Source organism: Pseudomonas sp. FP1740, assembly GCF_030687165.1.
Taxonomy (GTDB): domain Bacteria; phylum Pseudomonadota; class Gammaproteobacteria; order Pseudomonadales; family Pseudomonadaceae; genus Aquipseudomonas.
The window spans coordinates 2,637,851-2,652,876 of record NZ_CP117461.1; the positions used below are offsets into that span (position 1 = coordinate 2,637,851).

A 15,026-nucleotide genomic window follows, 5' to 3' on the forward strand; every position below is an offset into this window, starting at 1 on the left:
ACGATCAACGGCGACGGAACAGCGGTAGCGGTTCGTCGGTGGCGGCCTGATAGGTCACCGAGAAGTCCTTGAGACCTTCAAGGGCTTCGTAGGGGTCTTTATCGGCGCGAATGGCAAACGCATCGAAACCGCAGCGGTGCATGTAGAACAGCTGGTCGCGCAACACATCGCCAATTGCCCGCAGTTCGCCTTTGAAACCATAGCGGTCACGCAGCAGACGGGCGTTGGAGTAGTTGCGACCATCGGTGAAGGCCGGGAAGTTCAGGGCGATGACCTGGAAGTTCGCCACGTCATCACCGATTTCTTCAGCTTCTTCGTCGGCATCCAGCCATACACCCAGGCCGCCATCGCGGGCCATGAGCATGCGGCTGTGTTCGCGCCACATGTGCAACGGGACGATCAGGTCGTCGCAGTTGCTGATCTCGTCGATGTTGAAATCTTTCGGCAGCAAGTGCCAGGTTTCGTCGACGACTTCGTTGTTCTTAATTATTCGCTGCATAGACGCGCTCCTTGAAGAGGTCGATGCCGATACGCTGATAAGTGTCGATGAAGCGCTCGTCTTCGGTACGTTGTTCGATGTACACGTCGATCAGCTTCTCGATCACATCAGGCATGGCTTCCTGGGCGAAGGATGGGCCGAGGATCTTGCCCAGGCTCGCATCGCGGCTGGCGCTGCCACCCAGGGACACCTGATAGAACTCTTCGCCTTTCTTGTCCACTCCGAGAATACCGATGTGGCCGACGTGGTGGTGACCACAGGCGTTCATGCAGCCGGAGATATTCAGGTCCAGCTCACCGATGTCGAACAGGTAGTCCAGGTCGTCGAAACGGCGCTGGATCGATTCGGCGATCGGAATCGACTTGGCGTTGGCCAGGGAGCAGAAGTCGCCGCCAGGGCAGCAGATGATGTCGGTCAGCAAACCGATGTTCGGCGTGGCGAAACCTTGCTCGCGCAACTCGCCCCACATGGCGAACAACTGGCTCTGCTCGACATCGGCCAGAATAATGTTCTGCTCGTGGGAGGTGCGCAGCTGACCGAAGCTGTAACGGTCGGCGAGGTCGGCAACGGCATCGAGCTGCTTGTCGGTGATGTCGCCCGGTGCAACGCCGGTCGGTTTCAGGGACAGGGTGACTGCCACATAACCCGGCTTCTTGTGGGCCAGGGTGTTGCGGGCGCGCCAGCGGGCGAAGCCCGGGTGCTGTTTGTCGAGCTCGGCCAGTTCGGCCGTCTGGTTTTCCAGAGCCTTGTAGTCCGGATCGACAAAGTGCTTGGCCACGCGATGCACTTCGGCCTCGGTCAGCGTGGTCTGGCCACCGCGAAGGTGTTCCATTTCCGCATCGACTTTTTGTGCGAACACTTCAGGCGTCAGGGCCTTGACCAGAATCTTGATCCGCGCCTTGTACTTGTTGTCGCGACGGCCGTAGCGGTTGTAGACCCGCAGAATGGCGTCGAGGTAGCTCAACAGGTCCTGCCACGGCAGGAATTCGTTGATGAACGCGCCCACCACCGGCGTACGGCCCAGGCCGCCACCGACCAGCACACGGAAGCCCAGTTCGCCCGCGGCGTTGTGCACCGGCTCAAGGCCGATGTCATGGACTTCGATGGCCGCACGGTCGGACGTCGAACCGTTGATGGCAATTTTGAATTTACGCGGCAGGTAAGCGAATTCCGGGTGGAACGTGGTCCACTGACGGACGATTTCGCACCATGGCCGCGGGTCGATCAACTCGTCGGCGGCGACACCGGCGAACTGGTCGGTGGTGACGTTGCGCAGGCAGTTGCCGCTGGTCTGGATCGCGTGCATCTGCACGGTCGCCAGCTCAGCCAGGATGTCCGGGATGTCTTCCACGGCCGGCCAGTTGAACTGCACGTTCTGCCGGGTACTGATGTGGGCGTAGCCCTTGTCATAGTCGCGGGCAATCTTGGCCATCATTCGCGTCTGGCGCGAAGTGAGTTGGCCGTAAGGCACCGCCACCCGCAGCATCGGGGCAAAGCGCTGGATATAAAGGCCATTTTGCAGGCGCAGGGGGCGGAATTCTTCTTCGCTCAGCTCGCCTGCCAGATAGCGTCGGGTCTGATCACGGAACTGCTTGACGCGGTCCTCGATGATCCGCTGATCGTACTCGTCGTATACGTACATATAAGTCCTGTTCTCAGGCTTGGGCCGGTCGGATACAGCTGCGTTTTCGCAAGCTTTCATCCGATTCTGCCTCGGCAATTCTGCGCGCACGGCCGCGCACTCCCAACGGAGCCGACGCAAGATACCAGTTTGCAGTTATGCGCAAAAGTGATGTTTGAGTATATGCAAAGAACCAAAACGACTAATGAAAATCGTTGAGATAAAACCCTCATTTGTCGTGCGGGCAATCATCGTCTTAACTGTGCTCGAGTCTTTATGCAATCACCGATAAAACCGACAAGAGGCGATGCAATGAGCAACCCAACCAAAGCAAGGAAAAGCGATAGCACGGTCGATGCTTGGGCGATTCTGTTCCTGATCATCCTGGTCGTGGGTACGGCGGTATTCTGGGTCAGCCATCAATAAACGACCCCGTCCGGGCCCGGCGCCGACAATTGTCGGACTAAAAGCCGGAATAAGCGCCGTTTCAAGGGACTTCGCTGGCTATAATGCGCCGCGGATTTTCGGGGGCTCGGACGATCAATGTTGAAGTTCTTCTATGGTGTAGTGCTGGCGCTTGGCGCGGTCCTGGGACCGTGTGCCCAGGCGGCGTCCGTATTGTTCCTCAATCCCGGGACCAGCCAAGAGACATTCTGGGTCAGTTACTCGCAGTTCATGCAGGCCGCGGGCAAGGACCTGGGCATGGATTTGCATATCCAATATGCCGAGCGAAACGCCGAGACCACACTCAAACAGGCCCGCGAAGCGCTGCAAGGGCCGAGTCGGCCGGACTATCTGGTGTTCTCCAACGAACTGTATGTCGCCCCCGAAATCCTGCGCCTGGCTCAAGGCAGTGGCGTGAAGCTGTTTTTGGTCAACAACGGCCTGACCGCCGACCAGATGCGCCTGCTCGGCGCCCAGCCGGACAAGTATCCCGACTGGCTGGGTAGCCTGGTGCCCAACAATGAGGAGGGCGGCTACCTGATGCTCAAGGAACTGATTCGCCTGCATGGCCCGGTCGCACCCGGTGAGGTCATCGAACTGGTGGCCTTTTCCGGCCTGAAAATCACGCCGGCCGCGCAACAGCGTGAGCAGGGCATGATGCGGGCATTGGCCGAACACCCCGAAGTGCGGTTGCGCCAGTTGGTGTATGGCGGCTGGACCCGCGAGCGCGCCTATGAACAGGCCAGGTTATTGTTCAAGCGTTACCCGCAAACATCGCTGGTCTGGTCGGCCAACGATGAAATGGCTTTCGGCGCCATGCAGGCGTGCGCCGAAACCGGAGGTCAACCCGGCAAGGATGTGCTGTTTAGCGCAATCAACAATTCACCGGCCGCGTTGCAGGCGTTGTTGGAGGGGCGGCTAAGCGTGTTGTTGGGCGGGCACTTCACTCTGGGCGGCTGGGCTCTTGTGCAGTTGCATGACTACGACCAGGGGGTGGATGTCAGCCAGTACGGCGGGCGCGACCGGCAGATTCCGTTGTTGCAGCTGATCGACCACGCGCAAGCCCGGCGACTGTTGGCCAAGAGTGCTACTCAGGATTACAGCGTGGATTTTAAAAAACTCTCGGCCAAAGGGCGACCGACGTCGTATCGCTACCCGTTCAACTTGCAAACCCTGATGCACTGAGCCGGTTCAGATCCCGGCCAGGTGCAACACCAGTTTGACGATGCCAAATAGCGTCAACGCGAACACCACCGTGAACAGAATCCCCAGAATCACAAAATGACTGGGCTTGCCATGGGTGAAGTCCCGGGCCCGGTTTTTCCCGCTCTGCACCCCGAACGCCGCCGCCATGACGCTGTGCAGCATCTGCCAGAAGGTCGGCGGTTTGTTGTGGTTATTGTTGTCGACTGGATCGTCCATAAATCCCCCGTCACGAATGTGTATGAGGCAAGCATAGACAACAGACTCGAACTCTGTGGGAGCCTTTGTGGCGAGGGAGCAAGCTCCCTCGCCACAAAGGCTCGCTCCCACAGGGGAAGGGGGTTAGTTGTCGTAACCCAGGTTAGGCGCCAGCCAGCGCTCGGTCACGCTCAACTCCTGGCCTTTGCGCGAGGTGTAGCTCTGCACCTGATCCTTGTCGATCTTGCCCACGGCGAAATACTGCGCCTGCGGGTGAGCGAAGTACCAGCCGCTGACCGCCGCCGCCGGGAACATCGCGTAGTGCTCGGTGAGGAACACGCCGCTGCGACCGGCCTTGAGCTCTTCTGCCTCCGGATCCAGCAGCTTGAACAGCGTGGCTTTCTCGGTGTGATCCGGGCACGCCGGGTAGCCCGGAGCAGGGCGGATGCCGGTGTATTGCTCTTTGATCAGCGCCTCGTTGTCCAGCGTCTCGTCCTTGGCATAGCCCCAGTAGTCTTTACGCACTTGCTGGTGCAGCCACTCGGCGCACGCCTCGGCCAGACGGTCGGCCAACGCCTTGACCATGATCGAGTTGTAGTCGTCGCCCGCTTCCTGATAGGCCTTGGCCACTTCTTCGGCGCCAATCCCGGCGGTGGTGATGAAACCACCCACGTAGTCGGTCACGCCGCTGTCCTTCGGCGCGACGAAGTCGGCCAGGGAGAAGTTCGGCTTACCGTCAGTCTTGATGATCTGCTGGCGCAAGTGATGCAGCTTGGCCAATGGCTTGCCGTCATCGCCGTAGACTTCGATGTCGTCGTCGCGCACCTGGTTGGCCGGCCAGAAACCGAACACCGCACGGGCGCTGATCAGCTTCTCGTCGATCAACTTGGCAAGCATTTCCTGGGCATCGGCGTACAGCGCGGTGGCGGCTTCACCGACCACTTCATCCTGCAGGATGCGCGGGAACTTGCCGGCCAGGTCCCAGGAGATGAAGAACGGTGTCCAGTCGATGTATTCGGCCAAAACCTTCAGGTCGATGTTGTCCAGCACCTTGGCGCCGGTGAACGTCGGTTTGACCGGCTCATAGTTGGCCCAGTCGAACTGCGGTTTCTTGGCGATGGCCGCCGGGTAGCTCAGGCGCTCGGTGCGGGCGCTGCGGTTGGCGGTGCGCTCGCGAACGTCGATGTATTCCAGGCGGGTCTTCTCGACGAAACCGGCTTTCAGTTCCTTGGACAACAACTGCGTCGCCACGCCCACGGCGCGGGAGGCGTCGGTAACGTAGATCACCGCGTCGTTGCTGTACTTGGGCTCGATCTTCACCGCCGTGTGCGCTTTGGAGGTGGTCGCGCCACCGATCATCAGCGGCAGATAGAAGTCCTGACGCTGCATCTCGCGGGCCACGTGAACCATTTCGTCCAGCGAAGGCGTGATCAGGCCGGACAGGCCGATGATGTCGCATTTCTCGTCCTTGGCGACTTGCAGGATCTTCTCCGCCGGCACCATCACGCCGAGGTCGACGATGTCGTAGCCGTTACAGCCCAGCACCACGCCGACAATGTTCTTGCCAATGTCGTGCACGTCGCCCTTGACCGTGGCCATGAGGATCTTGCCCTTGGCTTCCGGCTTGTCGCCTTTTTCCAGCTCGATGAACGGAATCAAGTGAGCCACGGCCTGCTTCATCACGCGGGCGGACTTCACCACTTGCGGCAGGAACATTTTGCCGGCGCCGAACAGGTCGCCGACGATGTTCATGCCGGCCATCAACGGGCCTTCGATGACTTCGATCGGACGCGCGAACGACAGGCGCGATTCTTCGGTGTCTTCCACGATGTGGGTGGTGATGCCCTTGACCAGCGCATGCTCCAGACGCTTGTTGACGTCCCAGTTGCGCCACTCTTCGGTCTCGGCTTCCTTGACGCTGCCGTCGCCCTTGTACTTGTCGGCGATGGCGAGGAGGGCGTCGGTGCCTTCCGGAGTACGGTTGAGGATCACGTCTTCAACGGCGTCGCGCAGTTCCGCCGGGATCTGGTCGTAGATCTCCAGTTGGCCGGCGTTGACGATACCCATGGTCAGGCCGTTGCGGATCGCATACAGCAGGAACACCGAGTGAATCGCCTCGCGCACCGGGTTGTTGCCACGGAACGAGAACGACACGTTGGACACGCCGCCGGAGCTCAGGGCGTACGGCAGTTCGTCGCGGATGTAGGCACAGGCGTTGATGAAGTCCACAGCGTAGTTGTTGTGTTCTTCGATACCGGTGGCCACGGCGAAGATGTTCGGGTCGAAGATGATGTCTTCCGGCGGGAAGCCGACTTCGTTGACCAGAATGTCGTAGGAGCGTTTGCAGATTTCTTTCTTGCGCGCTTCGGTGTCGGCCTGGCCGGCTTCATCGAAGGCCATCACCACCACCGCGGCGCCGTAGCGTTTGCACAGTTTGGCGTGATGAATGAACTGCTCGACACCTTCCTTCATGCTGATGGAGTTGACGATGCCCTTGCCCTGGATGCACTTGAGGCCGGCTTCGATCACTTCCCACTTGGAGGAGTCGATCATGATCGGTACGCGGGAGATGTCCGGTTCGCCGGCAATCAGATTGAGGAAGGTCACCATGGCCTTCTTCGAATCGAGCATCCCTTCATCCATGTTGATGTCGATCACTTGGGCGCCGGCTTCGACCTGCTGCAGGGCGACTTCCAGGGCCTCGGTGTAGTTGTCTTCACGGATCAGGCGGGCGAACTTGGCGGAACCGGTGATGTTGGTCCGTTCGCCGACGTTGACGAACAACGAGCTGCGATCGATGGTGAACGGTTCCAGACCCGACAGGCGGCAGGCCTTGGGGATGTCCGGAATTTCACGCGGGGCGTAACCGGCGACCGCTTTGGCGATGGCTTCGATGTGGCCCGGCGTGGTGCCGCAGCAGCCGCCGACGATGTTCAGAAAGCCGCTTTGGGCGAACTCTTCGATGACCTTGGCGGTTTGGGCCGGCAGTTCGTCGTACTCGCCGAATTCGTTCGGCAGGCCGGCGTTCGGGTGCGCCGACACGTGGGTGCTGGCCTTGTTCGACAGCTCTTCCAGGTATGGGCGCAATTCACGGGCGCCTAGGGCGCAGTTCAGGCCGACGGAAATCGGCTTGGCGTGGGCCACGGAGTTCCAGAACGCTTCGGTGGTCTGGCCGGAGAGGGTGCGGCCAGAGGCATCGGTGATGGTGCCGGAAATCATGATCGGCAGCTCGACGCCCAGCTCTTCGTAAACCCCTTGCACGGCGAAGATCGCCGCTTTGGCATTGAGGGTGTCGAAAATGGTTTCGATCAGGATCAGGTCGGCGCCGCCTTCGATCAGGCCTTTGGTGGCCTCGGTGTAGTTCTCCACCAGTTCATCGAAGGTCACGTTGCGGTAGCCGGGGTTGTTCACGTCGGGCGACAGCGAGCAGGTACGACTTGTAGGACCGAGCACACCGGCGACGAAACGCGGCTTGTCCGGGGTTTCCAGGGTCTTGGCGTCCGCCACCTTGCGCGCCAGGCGTGCGCCTTCTACGTTGAGTTCGTACGCCAGGCCTTGCATGCCGTAGTCGGCCTGGGACACCTGGGTGGCGTTGAAGGTGTTGGTTTCCAGAATGTCGGCGCCGGCATCCAGGTAGGCTTTTTCAATAGAGCCAATCACATCCGGACGGGTCAACACCAACAGGTCGTTGTTGCCTTTGACATCGCTCGGCCAATCGGCGAAGCGTTTGCCACGGTAATCCTGTTCCTCGAGCTTGTAGCTCTGGATCATTGTCCCCATGCCGCCGTCGAGAATCAGGATGCGCTCTTTGAGGGCGTGCTTGAGAGCTTGAAGGCGAACGCTGCGATCGGACATTTGGACTACTCGGTAAGGCCATGACGAAGGGCCGGGATAATAACAAACCTGTGTGCTTTTGGAGCATATGCCGGTTTTGCATGAATATCGTTCATGTTGGTGCGCAGGCCGGACCGGTAGAATCGCGGCGTTTTCTCATGATCAGGACCAGGGATATGTCGTATCGCGTCGTCACCAGCCTATTGATGCTGTTTTTAAGCGGGGGCGCCGCTGCGCAAGGTCCGGACATTTCCTACGTTCGCGACATTCAACCGATCTTCACCGAAAAGTGCGTGGCCTGCCATGCCTGCTACGACTCCGCCTGTCAGCTCAATCTGGGCAGTGGCGAAGGGGCGTCCCGAGGTGCGACGAAGGCGCCAGTCTATGACGGCGAACGTAGCAAGGCAGCCGCGCCGACCCGGTTGTTTTATGACGCCTTCGGCAAGCGTGCCTGGCAGCAAAAGGGCTTCTATTCGGTGCTCGACGCCCAAGGCAGTCAGGCGGCGCTGATGGCGCGGATGCTTGAGCTGGGGCACAAAACCCCGTTGCAACCCAACGCCAAACTGCCGGAAGACATCGTCCTGGGCCTGAACCGGGAAAACCAGTGCGCCATGCCGGCAGAGTTCAGCGATTACGCCAACTCTCATCCGAAAGAGGGCATGCCGCTAGCGGTCACCGGTCTTACCGATCAGCAATACCAGACGCTGCAGCGCTGGCTGGCCTCCGGCGCGCCGATCGATCAGCAGGGCCTGGTGCCCAGCGCCAGGGAAGCCTTGGAAGTGGTGCAGTGGGAAAACCTGCTCAATGCGCCGGGCGCCCGGGAGAGCCTGGTCGGGCGCTGGCTGTTCGAGCACTGGTTCTTGGCCCATATCTATTTCAAGGACGGCGAGCCGGGGCATTTCTTTCAGTGGGTACGTTCGCGCACGCCGACGGGGCAGCCCATCGACCTGATCAACACCCGCCGTCCGAATGATGATCCGGGCACTCAGGTCTATTACCGTCTGTGGCCGGTGCAAGGCGTGATCGTGCACAAGACCCACATCACCTACCCGCTGAGCGCGGCGAAGATGGCGCGGATCAAGAGCCTGTTTTACAACGGTAACTGGCAGGTCAACGCGTTACCGGGCTACGGGCCGGAGCGGCGGGCCAATCCGTTTGCCACGTTCGAAGCGATCCCGGCCCAGGCGCGTTACCAGTTCATGCTCGATAACGCCGAATACTTCGTGCGTACCTTTATTCGCGGCCCGGTCTGCCGGGGCCAGATCGCCACCGACGTGATTCGCGACAACTTCTGGGCACTGTTCCAGGCCCCGGAACATGACCTTTACATCACCGACCCGAAATATCGCGGCCAAGCCACGCCGTTGCTGGCGATGCCGGGGCAGAACGATGATGTCGGCAGTGTCCTGAGCCTGTGGCACGACTACCGCAACAAACGCAACGAATACGAAGCCCTGCGCCGGGACAGCTATGCCGACTTGCCGGCGCCGAGCTGGTCGACCCTGTGGGCCGGCAATGACAACGCACTGCTGAGTATCTTTCGGCATTTCGACAGCGCCTCGGTGACCAAGGGCCTGATCGGCGATGTGCCGCAGACGATGTGGCTGTTCGATTATCCATTGCTGGAACGCACGTATTACCAGTTGGCGGTCAACTTCGATGTGTTCGGCAACGTGTCCCATCAGGCCCAGACCCGGCTGTACTTCGACTTGATCCGCAACGGCGCCGAGCAGAACTTCCTGCGCCTGATGCCTGCCAACTCACGGGACGGCTATCTCGACGATTGGTACCAGAACAGCGGCAAGTTCAAGATGTGGCTGGATTACGAGGACATCGACAACGACAAGCCGACGGCGCTGACGCTGGACGAAAACGACCCGAAACGCGATTTCGCCTTGCAGCTGCTGTCCCGTTACGGCGAACTCAATGCCAGGCCCGATCCGATCAACCGCTGCGACGGCGCTTACTGCTCGCGGCCGAACATCGATCCGGCGTTGCAGAACGCCGAGCAGGCCCTGAGCCGCCTGACGTCGCGCCCGGCCGCCGGTTTGAAAGTCATCGATCAGTTGCCGGAAGCCACGATGTTGCGTATCGAAACCCCAAGCGGCAAGCGAGAGGTCTACAGCCTGCTGCGCAACCGCGCCCACAGCAACGTGGCGTTCCTGCTCGGGGAGTCGCTGCGTTATCAGCCGGGGCTCGACACGTTGACGATCTATCCGGGTGTTCTGAGCAGCTACCCGAACTTCATGTTCAACATTCCGGCCGGGCAAGTGCCGGCGTTTGTCGACGAGATGGAAAACGCCAAAGACGCCGCCAGTTTCGAAAAAATCGTCGAACGCTGGGGCATTCGTCGCAGTCATCCGCAATTCTGGCAGTATTTCCATGATCTGAGCCGGTACATCCACGACACCGACCCGGTGGAAGAGGGTGTGTTGGATATGAATCGCTACGAGAATCTTTGATGACCGCTTTCCCGACAAAAATACTAGGACTTTGTGCGGCGCGTCGATTGGCGTAAACTGCGTCCAAGCCTGCGAGGAGTTTCCATGACCGCTATTACCATTACCGACGCCGCCCATGATTACCTGGCCGATCTGCTCTCCAAGCAGAACACCCCGGGTATCGGCATCCGCGTCTTTATCACCCAGCCTGGCACCCAGTACGCCGAAACCTGCATTGCCTACTGCAAGCCGGGCGAAGAAAAACCTGAAGATACAGCGCTGGGGCTCAAAAGCTTCACCGCCTATATCGACTCGTTCAGCGAAGCGTTTCTGGACGATGCGGTAGTCGACTACGCCACCGACCGCATGGGTGGCCAACTGACCATCAAGGCGCCAAACGCCAAAGTCCCGATGGTCAACGCCGACAGCCCGGTCAACGAACGCATCAACTACTACCTGCAAACCGAGATCAACCCGGGGCTGGCCAGCCACGGCGGTCAGGTCAGCTTGATCGATGTGGTCGAAGACGGCATCGCCGTGCTGAAGTTCGGCGGCGGTTGCCAGGGCTGCGGCCAGGCAGACGTCACCCTGAAGGAAGGCATCGAGCGCACCTTGCTCGAGCGCATTCCCGAGCTCAAGGGTGTACGTGACGTGACTGACCACACGCAGAAAGAAAACGCCTACTACTAAGGTGTTCGCTGCAGAAACGAAAAAACGGCACCCGTGAGTGCCGTTTTTTTTGATCGTTCCCACGCTCTGCGTGGGAACGATCATCTCAGGGTCTGTAGAGGTGAGCATGCCCCGCGCGATACAGCGACGATTCACTGAAGTGATCGCTGCCCAGCACTCGACCCACCAGAATCAGCGCCGTCCGGCGAAAGCCCTTGGCTTGTACCTTCTGCGCAATGTCCGCAAGCGTTCCCACCACCCAATCCTGATCCGGCCAGGTCGCCCGGTGAATCACCGCGATCGGGCAGTCGGCGCCGTAGTGCGGCAGCAATTGGGCAAGGATCTTCTCCAGATGATTGACCCCCAGGTGGATCGCCATGGTCGCCCCGTGTTGCGCCAGGCTGCCCAGCTCTTCGCCAGCGGGCATGGCGGTCTTGTCGGCGTAACGGGTCAGAATCACGCTCTGTGACACGTCCGGCAGGGTCAGTTCGGCACCCAAAAGGGCCGCGCAGGCGGCGGTGGCGGTGACGCCGGGAACGATTTCGAAAGGGATGTCGAGTTCACGCAAGTAGCGAATCTGCTCGCCGATCGCGCCGTACAGGCTCGGGTCGCCGGAATGCACCCGGGCCACGTCCTGGCCGTTGGCATGGGCGGTCTTGATCAGCTCGACGATCTGTTCCAGGTGCAGTTCAGCGCTGTTAACCACCTGTTCGGCCCGGTGGCCTTCCAGCACGGCGGCGGGGACCAGGGAGCCGGCATAGATGATGACCGGGCAGCTACGAATCAGCCGCTGGCCTTTGACGGTGATCAGTTCCGGGTCGCCGGGGCCGGCGCCAATGAAATAGACGGTCATCGTCGTTTCCTGTCAGAAATAGGTGCTGGGCATGCTTCAGATGAAGAATGCTCATGATCGAAGGCGGGGATTATCGGGGATTTTACGCGGCGCTGGCCAATGCCAAGGTGGCCTGGGCGTATTTTTGTCGTGGAATCAGCAACTTTGCCGGGGCCTGGGCCAATTGTTCGGCCAGGGCCAACGCGGCGCTTTCCGCCACGCCGTAGCAACCGGTGCGTTCAAACGCGATGTCCGAGTGGTGGCTGAGTTGCGGTTCATAACCGGCCAATTGTTCGCTGCTGAAATACATCAACGGCAATGCCAGCTGTTCGGCCAGTTGGATCAGGCCAGGTTCATCGCGCTTGAGGTCGATGCTGGCCAGGGCCTTGATCTCACGAAGCTCGATTTGATGGGCCTGTAACGCCTGATCGAGCAGCGCCCGCAGCGTGCTGACGGGGCAGCCGCGCTGGCAGCCCAGGCCGACCACCAGGGTCGGCACTGTGCCGTTTTCAGTCATGCGCTGTAATGTCCATCGCTTTTGCGGCGGAACAACCAGGCGCTGATCAGGCCCAGGGCCAGCCAGAACGCCACGTTGGTCAGCTGCGAAGCGATCTTGAATTGCGTTTCCAGAGCTTCCGGCGCCAGCATCGAATGGACTTCCGGTTGTGGTGCGCCAATCACATGCGGCACGGCCAGGATCGCCACGCCGAGCGCTTTCATCAGCCAGTGACGGCTGAACACGATCAACGCGATGCCGACCGCCGTAGACGCGGCAGTGCCGATCCACCAGATCTGCCGTTGCGCCAGATCAGCCGCGGCAGTGCCCGGCAGCTCAGGCGGCAGGCCGAGAGTCGGAGCCAGCACGAACGTCGCATAACCGGCCAGGCCCCAGAGCAGGCCCTGAGAGGTTTTGGTCGGTGCGCGCAGGGTGTAAAGACCGGCGAGCATCAGGGCGAAACCGACGGCCACCACCAGGTTGCCGCCGGTAGTGGACAGTACGCGCTGCCAGCCGTCTTCCGGTTCCCAGGCTTCGGCATCGTGGGTATGAGCGACTGCGCCTGCGGCGTGCTCGTGGATTTCAACAGCGGCCGGCTCGGATTTTTCGTAGGTCTCGGCCTGCAAAATCAGCGGGGAGACCCAGAAGCTTTGCAGCAGGGTCAATAGCAGGGCGGCCAGCAGCCCGGTGAAACCTGCGGTTTGCGCAATACGCTTGATCATCTCAGCAGGTCTCAATGGCACGGAAAGGCGGAGCTGTGACGGGTATCGTGCGCGGCGTTGTGCACCGCTTCGATGTGCGAGAAACCGGCGAAATACACAAGGCTGGCGCCAAGGATCGACGCACACACGGCGGCGGTCAGGCGTTGAGTCAAGGTCGTGGTGGTGCTGGCGATGCTCTTGTCGGTGTTGCTGGCGGTGCTGCTGATGATCGTCATGGCGCTTCCCTCTGGTCTGTCAGCGGGTGAATAGAGCGCATGAAAACCTCCGCACACCAAGGGCTCGCAGAGATTTCGAACAGCGCCCGCCCACCGCGGGTTTGTTATTCAGTGAACGTAAAAGTCACTTTGTGTTGCGGGCCGGTCTCCGGGCTCGCGAGGGGCTGGGCTTGCGCCTGAACCTGCTAGCATCACCTTCCCATGCCGGATGATCGGCACAGTGGATCTGACGCTTCACTCGCTTACCGTTGCGGGGGCAGCACCGGACTGACATGGCTTTAGAGTAAAGCACATGATTCACCGGTTTCCCGTTTCACCCTGTGAAGGGCACCCGTAACAAGGCGTGTAGGAGAGCATGGGCGAGGGCGGGGAGTCAATTGGCAGGGGTTCTCACTTGGATACCAAAATGATTGGCTCTTTGTAAGTGCGGGTGGCGTGCGCAGTGATTGACCCGCCCCCACACGATGCGTAGCCTTGCGCTTTCGAGGTTCTTCGGCGTTTGCCGAAGCTAAGAAGGGAACGCGGTCGATGCCGCGGCTGCCCCCGCAACTGTGAACGGTGATGTTCGCTGCCACGCCACTGCAAACCCTGATCCATCAGGCTCGCGGGAAGGCGCAGCAAACGCCAGTCCAACGATTGGCACACCGTCAGCCAGGAGACCTGCCTCGACACAGATTCTCACTTTCAACCGGGCGGGGTGATCCGGTGGCGAACTCTTCAGGCACGCGCCCCCGCGTTGCCGGTCGTCGTCCCGTATGCCCGCCACCTTGCCAAAGGGCATCCGATGAAAACACTGGCCAAACTCCCCGTCACCATCGTCACCGGCTTCCTCGGCTCGGGCAAAACCACCTTGTTGCGGCACATGCTCGACAACGCCCAGGGCCGTCGCATCGCGGTGATCGTCAACGAGTTCGGCGAACTGGGCATCGATGGCGAGATCCTCAAGCAGTGCTCCATCGGCTGCACCGAAGAAGAGGCCAGCGGTCGCGTCTACGAACTGGCCAACGGCTGCCTGTGCTGCACCGTCCAGGAAGAATTCTTCCCGGTGATGCGCGAACTCGTCGCGCGTCGCGGCGACCTCGACCACATCCTCATCGAAACCTCGGGCCTGGCCCTGCCAAAGCCTTTGGTTCAAGCCTTCCAGTGGCCGGAAATCCGCAGTGCCTGCACCGTTGACGCTGTCATCACCGTGGTCGACAGCCCAGCCGTGGCCGCCGGCACCTTCGCGGCGTTCCCGGATCAAGTGGATGCCCAGCGCAAACTAGACCCGAACCTGGACCACGAATCGCCGCTGCACGAGCTGTTCGCCGACCAACTGGCCAGCGCCGACCTGGTAATCCTCAACAAGGCTGACCTGATCAGCGCCACAGACCTGGCCCGCGTGCGCCTGGAAGTCGCCGAAGAGCTGCCTCCAGCGGTAAAAGTCATCGAAGCCAGCAGCGGTCGCCTGCCACTGGACGTGCTGATTGGCCTCGGCGCCGGTTCCGAAGAACACATCGACAGCCGTCACAGCCATCACGATCACCACCACGAAGGTGAAGACGACCACGATCACGACCATGACGCGTTCGACTCCATTTCGATCGAGCTGCCACAAGCCGACGAAAGCCTGCTGATGGACGCGCTGACGCAACTGGTGGTGCGGCACGGCATTCTGCGGGTCAAGGGTTTCGCGGCGGTGCCGAACAAGCCGATGCGCCTGCTGATTCAGGGCGTGGGCACGCGTTTCGACAAGCACTTTGACCGTCAGTGGGGTGCCGAGGAAGCGCGCACCACCCGTCTGGTGTTGATCGGTCAGGCGCTGGACGCCGTTCAACTCGAAGCGCAATTGCGCGCTGCGCTCAGCGTTTAA

General features: G+C 60.6%; 12 protein-coding genes and 2 riboswitches. Of the genes, 4 read left to right on the top strand and 8 right to left on the bottom strand.

The features are described 5' to 3' along the window. Window positions 1-4 precede the first annotated feature (4 nt). Window positions 5-499: a DUF934 domain-containing protein gene (locus tag PSH69_RS12030; protein WP_018927639.1), complete on the bottom strand. Its 495-nt coding sequence runs from the start codon at window positions 497-499 to the stop codon at window positions 5-7. Continuing rightward, a complete protein-coding gene (locus PSH69_RS12035; protein WP_305412172.1) occupies window positions 483-2,141 on the bottom strand; it encodes a nitrite/sulfite reductase in 1,659 nt (552 codons plus the stop codon). The genes PSH69_RS12030 and PSH69_RS12035 overlap by 17 nt, the downstream gene beginning before the upstream one ends. Before the next feature lie 522 nt (window positions 2,142-2,663). On the opposite strand from PSH69_RS12035, the gene PSH69_RS12040 reads away from it, so the two are divergent. Then, complete coding sequence (locus PSH69_RS12040) at window positions 2,664-3,749, top strand: ABC transporter substrate-binding protein (protein WP_305412173.1); 1,086 nt, start codon at window positions 2,664-2,666, stop codon at window positions 3,747-3,749. Window positions 3,750-3,755: 6 nt separating this feature from the next. Here the strand turns inward: PSH69_RS12040 and PSH69_RS12045 are convergent, their stop codons facing one another. Further along, complete coding sequence (locus PSH69_RS12045; RefSeq protein ID WP_018927642.1) at window positions 3,756-3,986, bottom strand: DUF2970 domain-containing protein; 231 nt, start codon at window positions 3,984-3,986, stop codon at window positions 3,756-3,758. Window positions 3,987-4,109: 123 nt separating this feature from the next. Then, complete coding sequence (metH, locus tag PSH69_RS12050) at window positions 4,110-7,820, bottom strand: methionine synthase (protein ID WP_305412175.1); 3,711 nt, start codon at window positions 7,818-7,820, stop codon at window positions 4,110-4,112. 155 nt (window positions 7,821-7,975) lie between these two features. On the opposite strand from metH, the gene PSH69_RS12055 reads away from it, so the two are divergent. Continuing rightward, window positions 7,976-10,261, top strand: coding sequence for a fatty acid cis/trans isomerase (locus PSH69_RS12055; protein ID WP_305412177.1), 2,286 nt, complete (start codon window positions 7,976-7,978; stop codon window positions 10,259-10,261). 84 nt (window positions 10,262-10,345) lie between these two features. Continuing rightward, on the top strand, window positions 10,346-10,930 hold the full coding sequence (gene nfuA, locus PSH69_RS12060) for a Fe-S biogenesis protein NfuA (protein ID WP_007946504.1): 585 nt from the start codon (window positions 10,346-10,348) through the stop codon (window positions 10,928-10,930). A gap of 85 nt (window positions 10,931-11,015) precedes the next feature. Here nfuA and cobM read toward each other — a convergent pair whose 3' ends face one another. From cobM to PSH69_RS12080, 4 genes are all read right to left on the bottom strand, one after another. After that, window positions 11,016-11,762 (bottom strand): precorrin-4 C(11)-methyltransferase, encoded by a 747-nt coding sequence (gene cobM, locus PSH69_RS12065; RefSeq protein ID WP_305412179.1) that lies wholly within the window; start codon window positions 11,760-11,762, stop codon window positions 11,016-11,018. An 82-nt stretch (window positions 11,763-11,844) separates the two neighbouring features. Next, window positions 11,845-12,258, bottom strand: a complete 414-nt coding sequence (locus tag PSH69_RS12070; RefSeq protein ID WP_305412181.1) for a cobalamin biosynthesis protein — start codon at window positions 12,256-12,258, stop codon at window positions 11,845-11,847. Beyond that, entirely contained in the window at window positions 12,255-12,959 is a 705-nt protein-coding gene (locus tag PSH69_RS12075) for a CbtA family protein (RefSeq protein WP_305412183.1), read from the bottom strand. Before PSH69_RS12075 ends, PSH69_RS12070 begins: the two co-directional genes overlap by 4 nt. A gap of 11 nt (window positions 12,960-12,970) precedes the next feature. Continuing rightward, window positions 12,971-13,174 carry a CbtB domain-containing protein gene (locus tag PSH69_RS12080; protein WP_018927647.1) on the bottom strand — a complete coding sequence of 68 codons (204 nt, stop codon included), beginning with the start codon at window positions 13,172-13,174 and terminating at the stop codon, window positions 12,971-12,973. Window positions 13,175-13,295: 121 nt separating this feature from the next. Then, window positions 13,296-13,524: riboswitch (cobalamin riboswitch) on the bottom strand. A 118-nt stretch (window positions 13,525-13,642) separates the two neighbouring features. Beyond that, window positions 13,643-13,857: riboswitch (cobalamin riboswitch) on the top strand. A 101-nt stretch (window positions 13,858-13,958) separates the two neighbouring features. On the opposite strand from PSH69_RS12080, the gene cobW reads away from it, so the two are divergent. After that, window positions 13,959-15,026 (top strand): cobalamin biosynthesis protein CobW, encoded by a 1,068-nt coding sequence (gene cobW / locus PSH69_RS12085; protein WP_305412185.1) that lies wholly within the window; start codon window positions 13,959-13,961, stop codon window positions 15,024-15,026.